Source organism: Pontimicrobium aquaticum, from assembly GCF_005047595.1.
Taxonomy (GTDB): Bacteria; Bacteroidota; Bacteroidia; order Flavobacteriales; family Flavobacteriaceae; genus Pontimicrobium; species Pontimicrobium aquaticum.
Map to the genome: position 1 here is coordinate 79,838 of NZ_SUPL01000006.1, position 14,989 is coordinate 94,826.

Annotated in this window: 15 protein-coding genes; 9 read left to right on the top strand and 6 right to left on the bottom strand. The window is 32.1% G+C overall.

Annotation, left to right across the window (positions count from 1 at the left end):
- Positions 1–13: 13 nt before the first annotated feature.
- Both E5167_RS11515 and E5167_RS11520 read left to right on the top strand, forming a co-directional pair.
- Positions 14–1,504 (top strand): S10 family peptidase, encoded by a 1,491-nt coding sequence (locus E5167_RS11515; protein WP_136844234.1) that lies wholly within the window; start codon positions 14–16, stop codon positions 1,502–1,504.
- Between the two features lie 3 nt (positions 1,505–1,507).
- Positions 1,508–2,725, top strand: a complete 1,218-nt coding sequence (locus E5167_RS11520; protein WP_136844236.1) for a sialidase family protein — start codon at positions 1,508–1,510, stop codon at positions 2,723–2,725.
- 71 nt (positions 2,726–2,796) lie between these two features.
- Here E5167_RS11520 and E5167_RS11525 read toward each other — a convergent pair whose 3' ends face one another.
- On the bottom strand, positions 2,797–4,683 hold the full coding sequence (locus E5167_RS11525) for a M61 family metallopeptidase (RefSeq protein WP_136844238.1): 1,887 nt from the start codon (positions 4,681–4,683) through the stop codon (positions 2,797–2,799).
- Positions 4,684–4,785: 102 nt separating this feature from the next.
- Here E5167_RS11525 and E5167_RS11530 point away from each other — a divergent pair, with 102 nt between their 5' ends.
- From E5167_RS11530 to E5167_RS11550, 5 genes are all read left to right on the top strand, one after another.
- The gene (locus E5167_RS11530; RefSeq protein WP_136844241.1) at positions 4,786–5,793 is read left to right on the top strand and encodes a glycosyltransferase family 2 protein; all 1,008 of its coding nucleotides are present in this window, start codon (positions 4,786–4,788) and stop codon (positions 5,791–5,793) included.
- A 78-nt stretch (positions 5,794–5,871) separates the two neighbouring features.
- Positions 5,872–7,767 (top strand): BatA domain-containing protein, encoded by a 1,896-nt coding sequence (locus E5167_RS11535; RefSeq protein WP_136844243.1) that lies wholly within the window; start codon positions 5,872–5,874, stop codon positions 7,765–7,767.
- The gene (locus E5167_RS11540; protein WP_136844245.1) at positions 7,764–9,014 is read left to right on the top strand and encodes a dihydroorotase; all 1,251 of its coding nucleotides are present in this window, start codon (positions 7,764–7,766) and stop codon (positions 9,012–9,014) included. Before E5167_RS11535 ends, E5167_RS11540 begins: the two co-directional genes overlap by 4 nt.
- Positions 9,015–9,024: 10 nt before the next feature.
- Positions 9,025–9,354 (top strand): hypothetical protein, encoded by a 330-nt coding sequence (locus E5167_RS11545; protein ID WP_136844247.1) that lies wholly within the window; start codon positions 9,025–9,027, stop codon positions 9,352–9,354.
- On the top strand, positions 9,355–10,011 hold the full coding sequence (locus tag E5167_RS11550; protein ID WP_136844249.1) for an alpha/beta hydrolase: 657 nt from the start codon (positions 9,355–9,357) through the stop codon (positions 10,009–10,011). It abuts the gene before it with no gap.
- On the opposite strand, the gene E5167_RS11555 is transcribed toward E5167_RS11550, so the two are convergent.
- Both E5167_RS11555 and E5167_RS11560 read right to left on the bottom strand, forming a co-directional pair.
- Positions 10,008–10,514: a hydrolase gene (locus E5167_RS11555; protein WP_136844251.1), complete on the bottom strand. Its 507-nt coding sequence runs from the start codon at positions 10,512–10,514 to the stop codon at positions 10,008–10,010. The genes E5167_RS11550 and E5167_RS11555 overlap by 4 nt on opposite strands.
- Positions 10,515–10,523: 9 nt before the next feature.
- The gene (locus E5167_RS11560) at positions 10,524–11,285 is read right to left on the bottom strand and encodes an MBL fold metallo-hydrolase (RefSeq protein ID WP_136844253.1); all 762 of its coding nucleotides are present in this window, start codon (positions 11,283–11,285) and stop codon (positions 10,524–10,526) included.
- Between the two features lie 94 nt (positions 11,286–11,379).
- Between E5167_RS11560 and E5167_RS11565 the strand changes: the two genes are divergently transcribed.
- The gene (locus E5167_RS11565; protein WP_136844255.1) at positions 11,380–12,849 is read left to right on the top strand and encodes a TonB-dependent receptor; all 1,470 of its coding nucleotides are present in this window, start codon (positions 11,380–11,382) and stop codon (positions 12,847–12,849) included.
- Positions 12,850–12,908: 59 nt separating this feature from the next.
- Here E5167_RS11565 and bcp read toward each other — a convergent pair whose 3' ends face one another.
- Positions 12,909–13,361: a thioredoxin-dependent thiol peroxidase gene (bcp, locus tag E5167_RS11570; protein ID WP_136844257.1), complete on the bottom strand. Its 453-nt coding sequence runs from the start codon at positions 13,359–13,361 to the stop codon at positions 12,909–12,911.
- A gap of 36 nt (positions 13,362–13,397) precedes the next feature.
- Here bcp and E5167_RS11575 point away from each other — a divergent pair, with 36 nt between their 5' ends.
- Entirely contained in the window at positions 13,398–14,057 is a 660-nt protein-coding gene (locus E5167_RS11575) for an endonuclease III domain-containing protein (RefSeq protein ID WP_136844494.1), read from the top strand.
- 31 nt (positions 14,058–14,088) lie between these two features.
- Here the strand turns inward: E5167_RS11575 and E5167_RS15425 are convergent, their stop codons facing one another.
- Together E5167_RS15425 and E5167_RS11580 are read right to left on the bottom strand one after the other, a co-directional pair.
- The gene (locus E5167_RS15425; protein ID WP_169301419.1) at positions 14,089–14,232 is read right to left on the bottom strand and encodes a hypothetical protein; all 144 of its coding nucleotides are present in this window, start codon (positions 14,230–14,232) and stop codon (positions 14,089–14,091) included.
- 76 nt (positions 14,233–14,308) lie between these two features.
- On the bottom strand, positions 14,309–14,893 hold the full coding sequence (locus E5167_RS11580) for an RNA polymerase sigma factor (protein ID WP_136844259.1): 585 nt from the start codon (positions 14,891–14,893) through the stop codon (positions 14,309–14,311).
- Positions 14,894–14,989 lie beyond the last annotated feature (96 nt).

The window sequence follows — 14,989 nt, forward strand, 5'->3', positions numbered from 1 at the left end:
AAATTTCAATTTCATGAAAAAATTATTTACGTTTCTATGCATCATAGGAATCACTACATCATTTGCTCAAAGTAGAACTATTCCTGTTGATACTACTGTAAGAACAACACACAACACAACCATTAAAGGCGTTAGCATGTCGTACACAGCAGAAACAGGCACACTACCTGTTTGGGATACCAATGGTGATCCAGTGGCAACATTGTTTTATACTTATTACACTAGAAATGATATAAAAAACAGAGCCTCTAGACCTTTAATTATTTCCTTTAATGGAGGCCCTGGTTCTGCATCAGTATGGATGCATGTTGCCTACACAGGCCCAAGAATTTTAAAAATTGATGATGAAGGCTATCCTGTGCAACCCTACGGATTTAAGAATAATCCATATTCAATCTTAGATGTTGCAGACATTGTGTTTGTGAACCCTGTAAATACAGGTTACTCAAGAATGGTTCCAGGAAAAGATGGCAAAATGCCAGATAGAAAACAGTTTTTTGGAATCAATGAAGACATTAAATATTTAGCCGAATGGGTAAACACTTTTATATCAAGAAAGAACCGTTGGGAATCACCAAAATATATTATTGGTGAAAGTTATGGAGGCACTCGTGTTATGGGATTAGCCGACGAATTACAAAGCAACCAATGGATGTATTTAAATGGTGTTATTTTAGTATCACCTGCCGATTATAATGCCTATAATACAAATGGTCAACCAGAATATTCGGCACTAGATTTACCTTACAAAGCAGCAGCAGCATGGTATCATAAAATGCTACCTCCTGCACTTCAAAACAAAGACTTAACCGATGTATTGCCTGAAGTAGAAAATTACGCTATTAACACATTAATGCCAGCCATTGCAAAAGGTGGTTTTATTAGTGATACTGAACGTAACAGTGTTGCCGAAAAAATGTCACAATATACTGGCTTGAGTAAAAAAGTAATCTTACAACATAATTTAGTGGTACCAAATAGTTTCTTTTGGAAAGAATTGCTTCGCGACAAAACGGGTCAAACCATTGGTCGTTTAGATTCTCGCTATTTAGGAATTGACAGAATGGAAGCAGGCATGAGCCCTGATTATAGTGCTGAGTTAACATCTTGGTTGCATTCGTTTACACCTGCAATTAATCATTATATCAAAAACGAATTGAATTTCGACACAGACATTAAATATAACATGTTTGGTCCTGTACACCCTTGGAATAATGACAATAATAACACAAGAGATGAGTTGCGCAAAGCCATGGCTACAAACCCATATTTACATGTATTAAATCAATCTGGTTACTATGATGGAGCGACCACTTATTTCACCGCTAAATATACTTTATCTCAAATTGACCCAAGTGGTAAATTAAAAGAACGTATGGAGTTTAAAGGCTACAGAAGTGGACACATGATGTATTTAAGAAAAGAAGATTTAATTAAAGCGAATGACGATTTAAGAGCATTTATTAAAAAATCTTCTGCTAACGGAAAAGCTGCAAAATATTAACATATGAAAGGCAAAGTATTTATAATTGCTTTATTTTTAATCTTATGTTCCTGTAACACAAAACCATTAGAAACAGTGACTTACATTTCTGCTCCTGCTAGTTTAAATGGTTCAGAATCTAGTTTGCATAAAGCAGATGATGGTAGTATTTATCTAAGTTGGATAGAAACTAATGATAATTCCAGTAAACTATTACTGGCAAAATTAAATGAAGGTAACACTTGGTCTGAGCCTCAAACAATAGCATCAGGTGATAACTGGTTTATTAATTGGGCAGATTTCCCATCTGTGACATCGTTTGGAAGCAATTTAGTTGCTCATTATTTAGAAAAAAGTGCCAGCGACATCTATGCGTACGATGTGAAACTTACTGTATCAAAAGACGGTGGCAATAATTGGAGTGATGTATTAACTCCTCATACTGATAGCACAAACACTGAACATGGTTTTGTTAGTAAAGTTGCCATGAATGATGACTCATTTCTATCTGTTTGGTTAGATGGAAGACAAATGGCTTATGCTGAAAAAGATACTACTATTACTAAACAAATGACACTTAGAGCTGCTGTTATAAACAGTGAATCTAAATTAGAAAACGAATACTTATTAGATAGTAGGGTTTGTGATTGCTGTCAAACAGATACCGCAATGACCGAAGAAGGGCCAATAGTGATTTATAGAGATCGCTCTGAAGCTGAGATAAGAGACATCTATTATGTAAAACTAGTTAATGGTACATGGACACAACCACAGCCAATTTACAATGACAATTGGAAAATTACTGGTTGTCCTGTAAATGGTCCTGCAATATCAACTGAAGAAAGTACTGTGGCAGTGGCTTGGTTTACCGTTGCTAATAATTTACCATCAGTTAAAGTAGCCTTTTCAAACAATAATGGAGAAGTATTTAATGAACCTATTGAAATTGGTGATATTGCGCCTTTAGGTCGAGTAGATATTGAATTACTAAAGGATAATTCTGCCTTAGTCAGTTGGATGGATACTGTTGAAGGGAAAACACAAATTCAGTTACAACGTGTTTACAAAAATGGTACATTAAGTAACATTGTAACCTTAGCTGAATCGTCTGAAAGTCGTTCAAGTGGCTTTCCTAGGATGGTTGTAAAAAACAACTTAGCTTATATAACTTGGACTAAAGTTAACGATGGTAATAAACTATCCATTGAAACTGCTATTGTAAATACAGATTTAATAGAATAATTTTTTAAGTTAATAGATAAAAAAAGAGGTTGAACATTCAACCTCTTTTTATTTATACTAATAATAGGTATTTATCCTTTTAACCAAGAATTTCTTAAATCTACTTGGGCTTTAGTAGCATTAGGCTTAGCTTGCAGTTTATCTCCAGTTGTATATCCCTGAGTTAAGGTTGTTTTAATAATAATCTCTTCTCCACCTCTATTTAACTTCATTTCAATATCCCTTCCAGGTTGCCATCCAAATACTTCTTGAAAAATTGCGTTTGCATTTTGAAGCGTCACTTCTTTACCATCAACCATTTTAATAACATCATTAGCTTTTACACCTTGTTCTGCCCAAAAACTATTTTGCTCAGCTAAAGCAGTGAAAAAGATAGTTCCTGTCTGTCCGTTACCTGATACTATTGGAGTACCATTAATCATTAAATAATTAGCCTTTACTTTTGACTCGGCTATATGCAATCCAACGTTTTCAAAGAATTTATTATAATCAATTGGTGTGTTACCAATAACATGATTGTCGAAAAACTCTTGTAACGAAGGATAGGTCATAGCCACTATTTCATCTATAATCTTATCATCTTCAAATGGCTTGTTTTTACCATATTTCATAGAGAGTTCTTTCATTAATGATAGAATACCTCTATTGCCATTGCTTCCTTCTCGTATTAAAATGTCTATACACATACCTATTAAAGCTCCTTTTTGGTAAACATTATAATACTGGCTTGCATAGGGTTCATCAACTATATTTTCACTCATTTCAGTAAAGCTCATGGCATCATTCATCGATCTAGATGTTTGAATTTTACCCATAATTTTACTATAGAATTCATCTTCTGACACCAAATCTTGATTTACTTGAAAAAGAGTGGCAAAATATTCGGTTACACCTTCATACATCCATAAATGCTTAGAGAATGTCGGTGCGTTATAGTCAAAATAGTGTACATCTTCAGAATGAACACTTAAAGGCGTTACAATATGGAAAAACTCATGTGATACGATATCTATCATTTGAGTAGCTAATGCAGCTTCTTCCATAGACTCAGGCATGACCACTACTGTAGATGTATGATGCTCTAAAGCCCCAAACCCTTTTGGAGAATCTTCTTTTCCTTCTGACAGATAGACATAAATATCGTAACGTGCTGTAGAATTAATATCACCTAAATAGGCTTTTTGACCTTGCATCATCTTATACATGGTTTCTTTTAAAGAAGTAGCCGAATGCATTTTATTTGGAGAATATACACTCAAAACAATTTTAATATCGCCAACCATAAATTCTTCAACATCAAGCTTTCCATACATCATTGGGTTATCGGTAATATCGAAATACCTTGGTGCAAAATAACTAGAGGTAATTGAACTCCCGTCGTTGCTAGGTGTGCTTGCTACTTGCTGTAATGCAGAAGTACGCACAAAATCAGCAGGTGCTGTAACGTCTAAAGTATATTGATTGTTCTTTAATGAGTCAAAGTAACCAATAAAACCATGTAGGTTTAACACATAATTATCTGGTTCAATATTGGTTCCAGCTGGTGAAAAAGGATTATCTCCTGCTATTGCTCCTGAAGTTTCAGTATCAAATGTATCGTTTACATAATAAGTAATATAATCTAACTTTGTAGCATCATTAATCACCCAAGTATTGGTACCATCCTTACTTATCGTCAATTCATTTCCTTTATAATCAATGGCTTTAAAATCGTCAACATATTTACCAAAGTCACTTACAGCATAAGTTCCTTGAACTACTTTTGGTAATCTGTAGGTTACGGTTTCAACTGTAAATCTTCCAGGGTTAATAGTTACTGGTGCTTTATCGTCTATTACTTTTGTAAGATCAATTTTAGTAACTATGGCATTGCTTACAGCTAAATCGTTTACGTTTCTAGTGGATCCACATCCAAAAATTAATATGCAAACACCAAGAATTAATAAGGTTTTTTTCATAAATACATTTTTTTAAGTGCAACAAAAATAATATTACATTTTATATTTTGCCGAAAATTGCTGTTAATTTGTGTTAATGGCAGAGTTTAATATCTTCGCTACATGCAATTACCTCTTATAAGTATTCTTACACCTTTTAAAAACACTGCTAAATATTTAAATGAATGTATTAATTCTATTGTAAATCAAACTTATACTAATTGGGAATTATTAATTATAGATGATGGTTCAACCGATGATAGTTACAATATAATTTCCAAGTATAGTAAAAAAGATACTAGAATTAAACTACTTAAAAATGACGGTTCTGGAATTATCGCTGCGCTTCAAACGGCTTTTACTAATTGCAGTGGCGAGTTTGTAACAAGAATGGACAGTGACGATATTATGCCTACAAACAAATTAGAGATTATGGCAAAATCACTTATTGATAGTGGAAATGGTCATGTGGCTCTTGGTTTAGTTAAGTATTTTTCAGACGAAGGCATTAGTGATGGTTATAATAAATATGAAAAATGGTTAAACAAACTTACCAGCAAAGGAGAAAATTATTCTGAAATATATAAGGAATGTGTCATTCCCTCACCTTGCTGGATGACCTACAAAGAAGATTTTATAGCTTGCGAAGCCTTTGAGCCTAACCGTTATCCGGAAGATTACGATTTAACATTCAGATTTTATAAATATGGATTAAAATGTATTCCGAGTAGTGATTTATTACACTATTGGAGGGATTACCCTATTAGAACCTCCAGAACACATGAGCATTATGCTCAAAACTATTTTTTAGATATTAAACTTCATTACTTTTTAGAGTTAGATTTCCAACCAAACAGACCATTGGTTGTTTGGGGAGCTGGGTTTAAAGGAAAAACCATAGCTAAGGCGTTGGTTGAAAAGGATATTCCTTTTTACTGGATTTGCGATAACCCGAAAAAAATTGGAAAACATATTTATAACCAACAGCTAAAAGCATTTGAATTTTTAGAACAGCTAAACAATCCACAGAGTATTATAACAGTTGCTAATACTGAAGCTCAAAAAGACATTAGAGCTTACCTGCACAATCAAAAAATGACATCTATGAATGATTATTTTTTCTTTTGTTAAACGTTAAAATTCTCAGAATACAGAATAACAATTCTCAATTCATTTTCTATCTTTACTCATTATAAATAATACTCACTAATGCAGTTTAAGCACCCAGAAATTCTATACTTTTTATTTTTACTGCTAATTCCTATTATAATTCACCTTTTTCAATTGCGTCGTTTTGAAAAAGTACCGTTTACCAACGTACAGTTTTTAAAAAATGTTATTATACAAACACGCAAAAGTTCGCAACTAAAAAAATGGTTAACACTAATAACTAGACTATTGCTTTTTGTAGCTATTATTTTTGCTTTTGCACAACCTTATTTTTCAAATTTAAAAGATTTAAACTCTAAAACAGAAACCGTTGTTTACTTAGATAACTCCTTTAGTATGCAAGCAAAAGGAGACAAAGGAGAACTCTTTAAACGCAGTGTTCAAGAAGTTTTAAATGCTTTAGATGATACTGATGAAATTACGCTATTTACTAACGACCATACCTTTATTAATGCTACAAGAAAAACCCTTTCTAACGAATTATTACAACTTGATTATTCGGCTAATCAATTATCTTATGAATCTGTATTGTTAAAAGGAGATAAATTGTTTAGTCAAGATGAAGCTTCAAACAAAAATTTGGTTTTGATATCCGATTTTCAAATAGATAATAATGCTATTTTTGAAAATAACAAAACATCGTACGCATTAAACCTAGTACAACTTAAAACTGTCACCAACAAAAATGTTAGTTTAGACAGTATCTATATTTCTAAAGAAACACCTACAAATTATGAGCTTATTGCAACGGTATCTGGAAATGGTGATTACAAAAACATTTCGGTTGCGCTCTATAGTGATGAGTTATTATTAGCTAAATCGGCTATTAATGATGTTAAACAGGCTCAATTTACGTTACCAGCAAATACAATTATTAATGGAAAAGTAACTATTGAAGATAATGGTTTATTGTTTGATAATACCTTATACTTTAACATAAATGAAAGAGAAAAGATAAACGTTCTAACAGTTAATACAAGTGAGGATAATTATTTAAAACGCATTTTTACAGATACAGAATTTAATTATACAGAAGTCAAGTTAGATCAGTTAAACTACAATGAAATTGATGAACAAAATTTAATTGTTTTAAACGAGTTAGATAACATACCAGTGTCATTAATAAACTCTTTAAACAGCTTCACAAATAATGGTGGAAACATATTAATTATTCCTTCAAATAATATTACTTTAAATTCTTATAATCAAATATTTAATTATAAATCTAATGTTGTTAATTTAGAAAAAAGAGTTACTACAATTAATTACTCTCATCCTATATTAAACCAAGTATTTGATAAGCAAGTAAACAATTTTCAATACCCAAAAGTTAATAGTTATTATGAGCTAAATACTGGCGCAAGTGTATTACAGTTTGAAGATGGCAAACCTTTTCTATCGCAAAATGGTTCTGTGTTTGCTTTTGCATCAGCATTAAATAGCGGTAATTCAAATTTTATTAATTCGCCATTAGTAGTTCCTGTTATTTATAACATAGGAAAACAAAGCTTAAAACTACCTAAACTTTTTTATTCTATTGGAAATGAAAATACTTTTGATGTTAATGTATCGCTTCAACAAGATGCCATATTGAGATTAGCTTCAAATAACGAAGAAATTATTCCTCAGCAACGGTCTTACAGCAACAAAGTTAGTATTACAACTAGCGATTTACCTACAAAAGCAGGGATTTACAACATCAACAACAATGATGAAACGCTTAAAAAGGTTAGTTTCAACTACAATAGAAAAGAGAGCAACCTACAGTATATAGATTTATCTAATTTAAACAATGTTGTTGTTTCAAATTCAGTTGAAAGTATATTGACTTCTATAAAAAATGATTCAAATATTAACGAGCTATGGAAATGGTTTACTATTTTTGCACTAGTCTTATTAATTATAGAGATGCTCATATTAAAATATTTTAAATGAACGTACTTATAAAGTCTGCGACCATTCTAGATTCCAAAAGCGATTTTCACAATCAAACTCAAGATATTTTAATTGAAAAAGGAATAATTACCAACATTTCAAAACGCATAAGTAATCCTAACAACTACAAAGAGATTAAGCTTGACAACTTACATGTATCACAAGGTTGGTTTGATAGTAGCGTAAGTTTTGGTGAACCTGGTTATGAAGAACGTGAAACTATTGTAAACGGATTAAAAACCGCAGGTAAATCAGGGTACACATCGGTTGCATTAAACGCTAATACAAATCCTGTATTAGATACAAACGCTGATATAGCTTTTGTAAAATCTAAAGCACAAAATCATGCAGTATCACTATATCCAATTGGAGCTTTGACTAAAAATAGTGACAGTAAAGATTTGGCAGAGTTATTTGACATGACTAATGCTGGAGCCGTAGCTTTTGGTGATTACAAAAAGTCGATTAGCAACCCAAACTTAATGAAAATAGCATTACAATATGCTAGTACATTTAATGGTTTGGTATGCTCCTTCCCTCAAGATAATAATATTGCAGGTCATGGTGTAATGAACGAAGGCATAACAAGTACTACTGTTGGGCTTAAAGGAATTCCTGCAATATCTGAGGAGTTACAAGTAGCAAGAGACTTATTTATTCTGGAATACACAGAAGGAAGATTACACATTCCAACAATTTCTACTGCTAAATCAGTGGCATTAATTAGAGAAGCAAAAAAGAAGAAATTAGATATTACATGTAGTGTTGCCATTCATAACTTGTTCTTTAATGACGAGGCATTAACAGATTTTGACACAAACTTTAAAGTATCGCCTCCTCTTCGCACTAACGATGATATTGAAGCCTTGATAGATGGCTTAAAAGATGGCACTATCGATATGGTAACGAGCGACCACAATCCGTTAGATATCGAATTAAAAAAAGTAGAGTTTGACTATGCTAAAAACGGAACGATAGGTTTAGAAAGTGCCTTTGGAGCTTTAAATTCTATACTATCAACCAAAACTGTTATAAAACTACTTACAAAAGGAAAAGAACGTTTTGGAATTGATAACAACACAATAAGCATTGGCAATAAAGCAAACATAACACTATTTAATCCTGATGTATCTTATACATTTACTAAAAATGATGTTGTTTCAAAATCTCGCAATTCGATTTTTGAAAATCAAACACTTAAAGGAAAAGCTTATGGTATTATTGCCAATAAAAAAATAATCTTATAATTTTCTAATTATGGATAATCAAACAATAGAAGAAGGACGCACTACCGCAATTATTAGTTATTTAACAATTTTTGGAGTCGTTATCGCATTTTTCTTAAATAATGAGAAAAAAAATAGTTTTGCGGCTTTTCATATAAGGCAAGCACTTGGTTTATGGCTAACATTTTTTGTTTTAGGATATTTTGTAGGGCTTTTTGACAATTGGCTTATAACCATAGGGTTCTGGATATTCTTTGGTGTGCTGTTCCTATTTGGGTTTATGACAGCTTTAACAGGTAGAGCCCAAGCAACACCAATTTTAGGAGATTTATATCAGCGTATTTTTTCAAGCTTAGGATAAATGATCAACACAAATCTATCGTTAGAGCACATCGTCAGACCTTCCTCTTTAAAAACTAACGCACCTGTCGTTATTATGCTTCACGGCTATGGAAGTGATGAAAACGATTTATTCTCTTTTGCATCAGAATTGCCAGAAGAACTTTTTATTATTTCTGCCAGGGCTCCTTATACTATACAACCTTTTGGAAACGCGTGGTATGCCATAAACTTTGATGCAGACAAGGGCAAATGGAGTGATAATGAGCAGGCAATAAAATCAAGAGACTTAATTGCTCGGTTTATTGATGAAGTATGCAATACTTACCCAGTTAACAGTAATAATGTAACTTTATTAGGGTTTAGCCAAGGCTCTATATTAAGTTATGCAGTAGCCCTTACCTACCCTGAAAAAGTAAAAAACATAGTTGCTTTAAGTGGTTATATTAATCCAGATATTATTCCTGAAACTTACAACAAAGAGCAGCTTTCGCATTTAAATTTTTATTGCTCACATGGTAGTGCAGATCAAGTAATACCTGTAGAATGGGCTAGACAAACTCCAAACATTTTAGAATCTTTAAACGTAAAACACCAATATGCTGAATTTCCTGTTGGCCATGGTGTAGCACCACAAAATTTTTACGATTTTAAATCGTGGTTAGAGACACGTGTCTAATAATTTTGAGGAGGATATAAAAAGTGCTCAACCAGTTTATAGTTTAGCTTTTTATCCTTAGTTATTTCGTAAGTTAAAAATAGTTCTCCCCAATATTTACCGTCAGAGAAATCGGCAATAATCCATTTATGGTTTAAAAACTTAATATTATTAATCATCATTTTACCATCTGTCATAGCTGCATAAGGCACTAATGGGTGTTCTCCTTTTACTTCATTCAGTTTATATAACTCATCTTTTAAAAATGGAATTAACGAAGTTACATCAATTCCTTCGTTTTCAAAATAACTCAAAGCATCTTCGTTATGCTCTAAATTAAAATACATAAGATCAAATTTTTCATCCTGTAAAACGGTTAACGAATCTTTGTACAACACTATTTTTTCTTTAGCTGTTGTGATATCTCTCTCATATTTTTCAAGAATACTTTTAGAATTAACGTACATAAACAATACTAGCAATAACGTAAATACAAATAAGTATAAATAAATTTTACTCTTCATAACATGGTTTTATAAGGTTAACTCTAAGGTATCGTAAGCTAAAAATACATTTTTAGGTAATTTTTTTTCAACTTCGTCATGAAATCCTAATAACGAACTAATATGTGTTAAATAAGCTCTTTCAGGGCTTACTTTATTAATGAATTCTAAAGCTTCTTTTAAATTAAAATGTGATTCGTGTTTTTCTTCTCTAAGCGCATTTACAACTAAAACTTTAACACCTTTTAATTTCTCTATTTCATCATCTTCAACAGTTTTCATGTCTGTGAGATAAGCAAAGTCACCAAATCTAAACCCGAAAACTTGTAAATTATTATGGTACCCATTTATTGGCATAATATCTTGGTTACCAAGCTTAAATGGCTTATTTTCAATTACCTTTTTTTCAACACTAGGAGCTCCAGGGTACTTGTTCTCTGTTTCAAAAATATAATCAAAACGACGCTCTAAAGCTTGCATTACCCTTTTGTGAGCATATATAGGAATGTCTCCTTGCTTAAAAAAAAACGGTCTGATATCATCTAATCCAGCCGTATGGTCGGCATGCTCGTGCGTAAATAAAATTCCGTCAATCTTTAAAACGTTAGCACGAAGCATTTGGCATCTAAAATCTGGACCACAATCAATTACATAAGCAAACTCATCCCATTCAACTAGTACAGAAACACGTAAACGTTTATCTTTTTTATTTGTACTTAAACAAACGGGATGTGTACTTCCTATTACAGGGATTCCTTGAGATGTACCTGTTCCTAAAAATGTGACTTTCAAATCTGCAAATTTTACAACAAAAGTAATGTTATTTTTTTTCTTTGCGTCTCTATTTTAATACCTTTGTTACGCAGAATAAAACGACATAATTGCGATGGAAATTACCCTTAAAGGCGACATGGAGATTGAAAACATTCCTTCTCTAAAACAAAAAGCACTTCGAATAAATTTAAACGAACATATTTATGGGACTTTTGCCGAAATTGGAGCTGGACAAGAAACAGTTAGGCAATTTTTTAGAGCCGGTGGTGCTTCAAGAACCATTGCAAAATCGATGTCTGCTTACGACAAGGATTTTAGTGATGCCATTTATGGCATTGAAGACGATAAACGCTATGTAACCGAGTCAAGGCTACGCAAAATGTTGTCGCACGAAATTAATTTAATTGAAGAGCGAATAACCAGAGATAAGCATCCTAATAAAATGTTTTTTGCTTACGCCAATACTGTAACAACTATAGATTTCGCAAAAAAATTTAAAGGTCATGGCTGGGTTGGTATTAGATATCAAATTGATCCAAAAGAAGATTATAACGAAATTATTTTGCATTTTAGGTTTAAAGAAAATGATGCAAGATTACAACAAGAAACCTTAGGAAAGTTAGGTACAAACCTAATTTACGGTGCTTTTTACAAGTATAATGAACCTAAAAAGTTGCTTCGCTATTTATACGACCACTTAGATAAAGACCAACTAGAAATTGATACTATTAATTTCTCAGGACCTGTGTTTGCTAACGTAGATAATCGTTTAATGAGTTTACAACTCGTGAAAAACGGGATGACTGATGCCGTAATGTTTGACCCTGCAGGAAACAACGTATTACCTGCTAGAGTACTTTATAAGAAAAATATTTTAGCACTTCGTGGTAGCTTTAGGCCTGTTACTAAGGTTAATATGGACATGTTTCAGAAGTCTTACGAAATGTTTCTTGAAGAAAATAGAGTTGACAAAAACAATACACAAACCCTTTTTGAAATTACCCTATCAAATTTACGTGCTGAAGGTGAAATTGATGAACAAGATTTCATGGATAGAGCCGATTTGCTATGCTCATTAGGGCAAACAGTATTAATTTCAAACTTTCAAGAATACTACAAACTTGTTGAGTACTTCTCTCAATATACCAAAGCGCGTTTAGGGCTAGCTATGGGAGTTAACAACTTAGTAGATATTTTTGATGAGAAATATTATAGACACTTAAGTGGTGGTATATTAGAGGCTTTTGGTAAGTTATTCTTTAAAGATCTAAAAGTATACTTATATCCAATGATGGACAAAACAACAGGAAAACTAATTACTAGTGAAAACCTAAAAGTACATCCAAGAATGAAAGAGTTATATAAGTTCTTTAAATACAATGGAAAAGTAACAGATATAAAAGATGTTGACCCTGAAACTTTAAATGTCTTTTCAAGAGAAATACTAGAGAAAATTTCATCTGGAAAACGTGGTTGGAGCGATAAACTACCTGAAGGTATTGCCGATTTAATAAAAGACTACAGAATGTTTGGTTACACTAGAAAGCCTATAATTTTGAGTAAGAAAAAATTAAAAAAATAATTACATAAAAAAAGCGACTTTTGGTTGCTGAGCTTGTCGAAGTAAAGCCGCTTTTTTGTCTATTTAAGTATTTGACTTGTGTGCTCTTTGGTTTTTACTTTAGTAATTACATCTTCAATTGCGCCATTTTCGTCAATTACAAATGTAGTACGATGAATACCATCATACTCTCTTCCCATAAATTTCTTTGGTCCCCAAACTTTAAAAGCATTTATAACGGTTTTGTCTTCATCTGCTAATAAAGGATAGGGAAAATCATATTTATTTTTAAAATTAGACTGTCTTTTTTCACTATCAGCACTCACTCCAAGGATATCGTAACCTAATGACTGGAAACGCTTATAATTGTCTCTTAAATTACAAGCTTCAACAGTACAACCAGGTGTACTAGCCTTAGGATAAAAAAACAATACCAGCTTCTTCCCTTTGTAATCATTTAATGAAATTATATTTCCGTCTTGGTCTTTTGCTTTAAAATTTGGAGCCTTATCTCCTATTTTTAATGTAGTCATAACTTAGTATCTTTGAATTTTCACAAAGATACGCCAATGACCAAGCAAGAAAAAGTAGATTTTGTTATAAAAACCTTAAATAAACTCTACCCAGAAATACCTATTCCGTTAGATCACAAAGATCCTTACACACTATTAATTGCAGTATTAATGTCTGCTCAAAGTACAGATGTAAGAGTCAATCAAATAACACCTTTATTATTTGATAAAGCCGATAATCCTTACGATATGGTGAAACTAACAGTAGATGATATACGAGACATTATTAAACCAGTAGGATTGTCTCCAATGAAAAGTAAAGGCATTCATGGCTTATCACAAATATTAATAGATAAGCATGAAGGTAAAGTACCTCAAAGTTTTGAAGCTCTTGAGGAGTTACCTGCTGTTGGGCATAAAACTGCTAGCGTAGTAATGTCTCAAGCTTTTGGTATTCCAGCATTCCCTGTAGATACGCATATTCACAGATTAATGTATCGTTGGAACTTAAGCAATGGTAAGAACGTGCAACAAACCGAAAAAGATGCAAAACGCTTGTTTCCAAAAGAATTATGGAACGATTTACACTTACAAATAATTTGGTATGGACGTGAATATTCACCTGCAAGAGGGTGGAATCTTGATAAAGATATTATTACTAAAACAATTGGAAGAAAATCGGTAATACAACAATATTACAGCGCAAAAAAGCCCTAATGACTATATTAGAGCTCTTTTTCGCCAAAGTTTAGTTAAGAAGCGCTTCAAACTTTAATTTATTACAACTTATAACACTTAAAGCCTGAGAATAATTCAGAAGAAAATTAACCGTTTCTTCTTTCGGTTTTAACGTTTCAAAATGTTTTGAATCTTCAATGTAAAGTTTTGCCATCTGACTAATTTAGTTGTTAATATAATAGTGTAACGTGGCATAACTTTGTTTATTGTATTAATTAGTTAAAATTGTATTAATTAGTTAAAACAATATTATGTTTATCTATAACCTTTCTTAAATTAATGAGTGCATAACGCATTCTACCTAAAGCAGTATTAATACTAACACCAGTGTTTTCAGATATTTCCTTAAAACTCATATCGTTATACATACGCATAACTAATACTTGTTTTTGATCTTCAGGAAGTTCTTCAATTAAACGCCTAACATCTTCTTGCACCTGCTCTTTAATAATTGATTTCTCTGCATTTAAAGACGAATCGCTAATTACTGAAAAGATATTGAACTCTTGACCATTGTCAAATTTAGGCATGCGACTGTTTTTTCTAAAATGATCAATCACTAAATTATGAGCAATACGCATTACCCAAGGAAGAAACTTACCTTCTTCATTATATTTTCCAAGCTTTAATGTTCTAATAACCTTAATAAAGGTATCTTGAAAAACATCTTCGGTAACGTCACGATCGTAAACCTTAGAATAAATAAAGCTATAAATTTTTTGCTTGTGTCTGGTAATTAAAACTGATAAAGCGCTCTCGTCGCCTGTAATGTAGTTGCTCACTAACTCAGCATCTGTGATAAGTTCTTGTTTCATAATCATTACTTTTTTCGCAAAGAAGAATCCTTCTTTGTTAGGGGGTTAAGATTTAAAAAAGTAATGTTATGCTATAAGCTAATAGTTTAATTTGCT

What these genes read in the sequence shown, in the direction of transcription:
- E5167_RS11535 (WP_136844243.1), top strand. Translation starts at nt 5,872, where the DNA reads ATGCAGTTTAAGCACCCAGAAATTCTATACTTTTTATTTTTACTGCTA.
- E5167_RS11555 (WP_136844251.1), bottom strand. Translation starts at nt 10,514, where the DNA reads ATGAAGAGTAAAATTTATTTATACTTATTTGTATTTACGTTATTGCTA.
- E5167_RS11540 (WP_136844245.1), top strand. Translation starts at nt 7,764, where the DNA reads ATGAACGTACTTATAAAGTCTGCGACCATTCTAGATTCCAAAAGCGAT.
- E5167_RS11545 (WP_136844247.1), top strand. Translation starts at nt 9,025, where the DNA reads ATGGATAATCAAACAATAGAAGAAGGACGCACTACCGCAATTATTAGT.
- E5167_RS11550 (WP_136844249.1), top strand. Translation starts at nt 9,355, where the DNA reads ATGATCAACACAAATCTATCGTTAGAGCACATCGTCAGACCTTCCTCT.
- E5167_RS11565 (WP_136844255.1), top strand. Translation starts at nt 11,380, where the DNA reads ATGGAAATTACCCTTAAAGGCGACATGGAGATTGAAAACATTCCTTCT.
- E5167_RS11530 (WP_136844241.1), top strand. Translation starts at nt 4,786, where the DNA reads ATGCAATTACCTCTTATAAGTATTCTTACACCTTTTAAAAACACTGCT.
- E5167_RS15425 (WP_169301419.1), bottom strand. Translation starts at nt 14,232, where the DNA reads ATGGCAAAACTTTACATTGAAGATTCAAAACATTTTGAAACGTTAAAA.
- bcp (WP_136844257.1), bottom strand. Translation starts at nt 13,361, where the DNA reads ATGACTACATTAAAAATAGGAGATAAGGCTCCAAATTTTAAAGCAAAA.
- E5167_RS11525 (WP_136844238.1), bottom strand. Translation starts at nt 4,683, where the DNA reads ATGAAAAAAACCTTATTAATTCTTGGTGTTTGCATATTAATTTTTGGA.
- E5167_RS11575 (WP_136844494.1), top strand. Translation starts at nt 13,398, where the DNA reads ATGACCAAGCAAGAAAAAGTAGATTTTGTTATAAAAACCTTAAATAAA.
- E5167_RS11520 (WP_136844236.1), top strand. Translation starts at nt 1,508, where the DNA reads ATGAAAGGCAAAGTATTTATAATTGCTTTATTTTTAATCTTATGTTCC.
- E5167_RS11580 (WP_136844259.1), bottom strand. Translation starts at nt 14,893, where the DNA reads ATGAAACAAGAACTTATCACAGATGCTGAGTTAGTGAGCAACTACATT.
- E5167_RS11515 (WP_136844234.1), top strand. Translation starts at nt 14, where the DNA reads ATGAAAAAATTATTTACGTTTCTATGCATCATAGGAATCACTACATCA.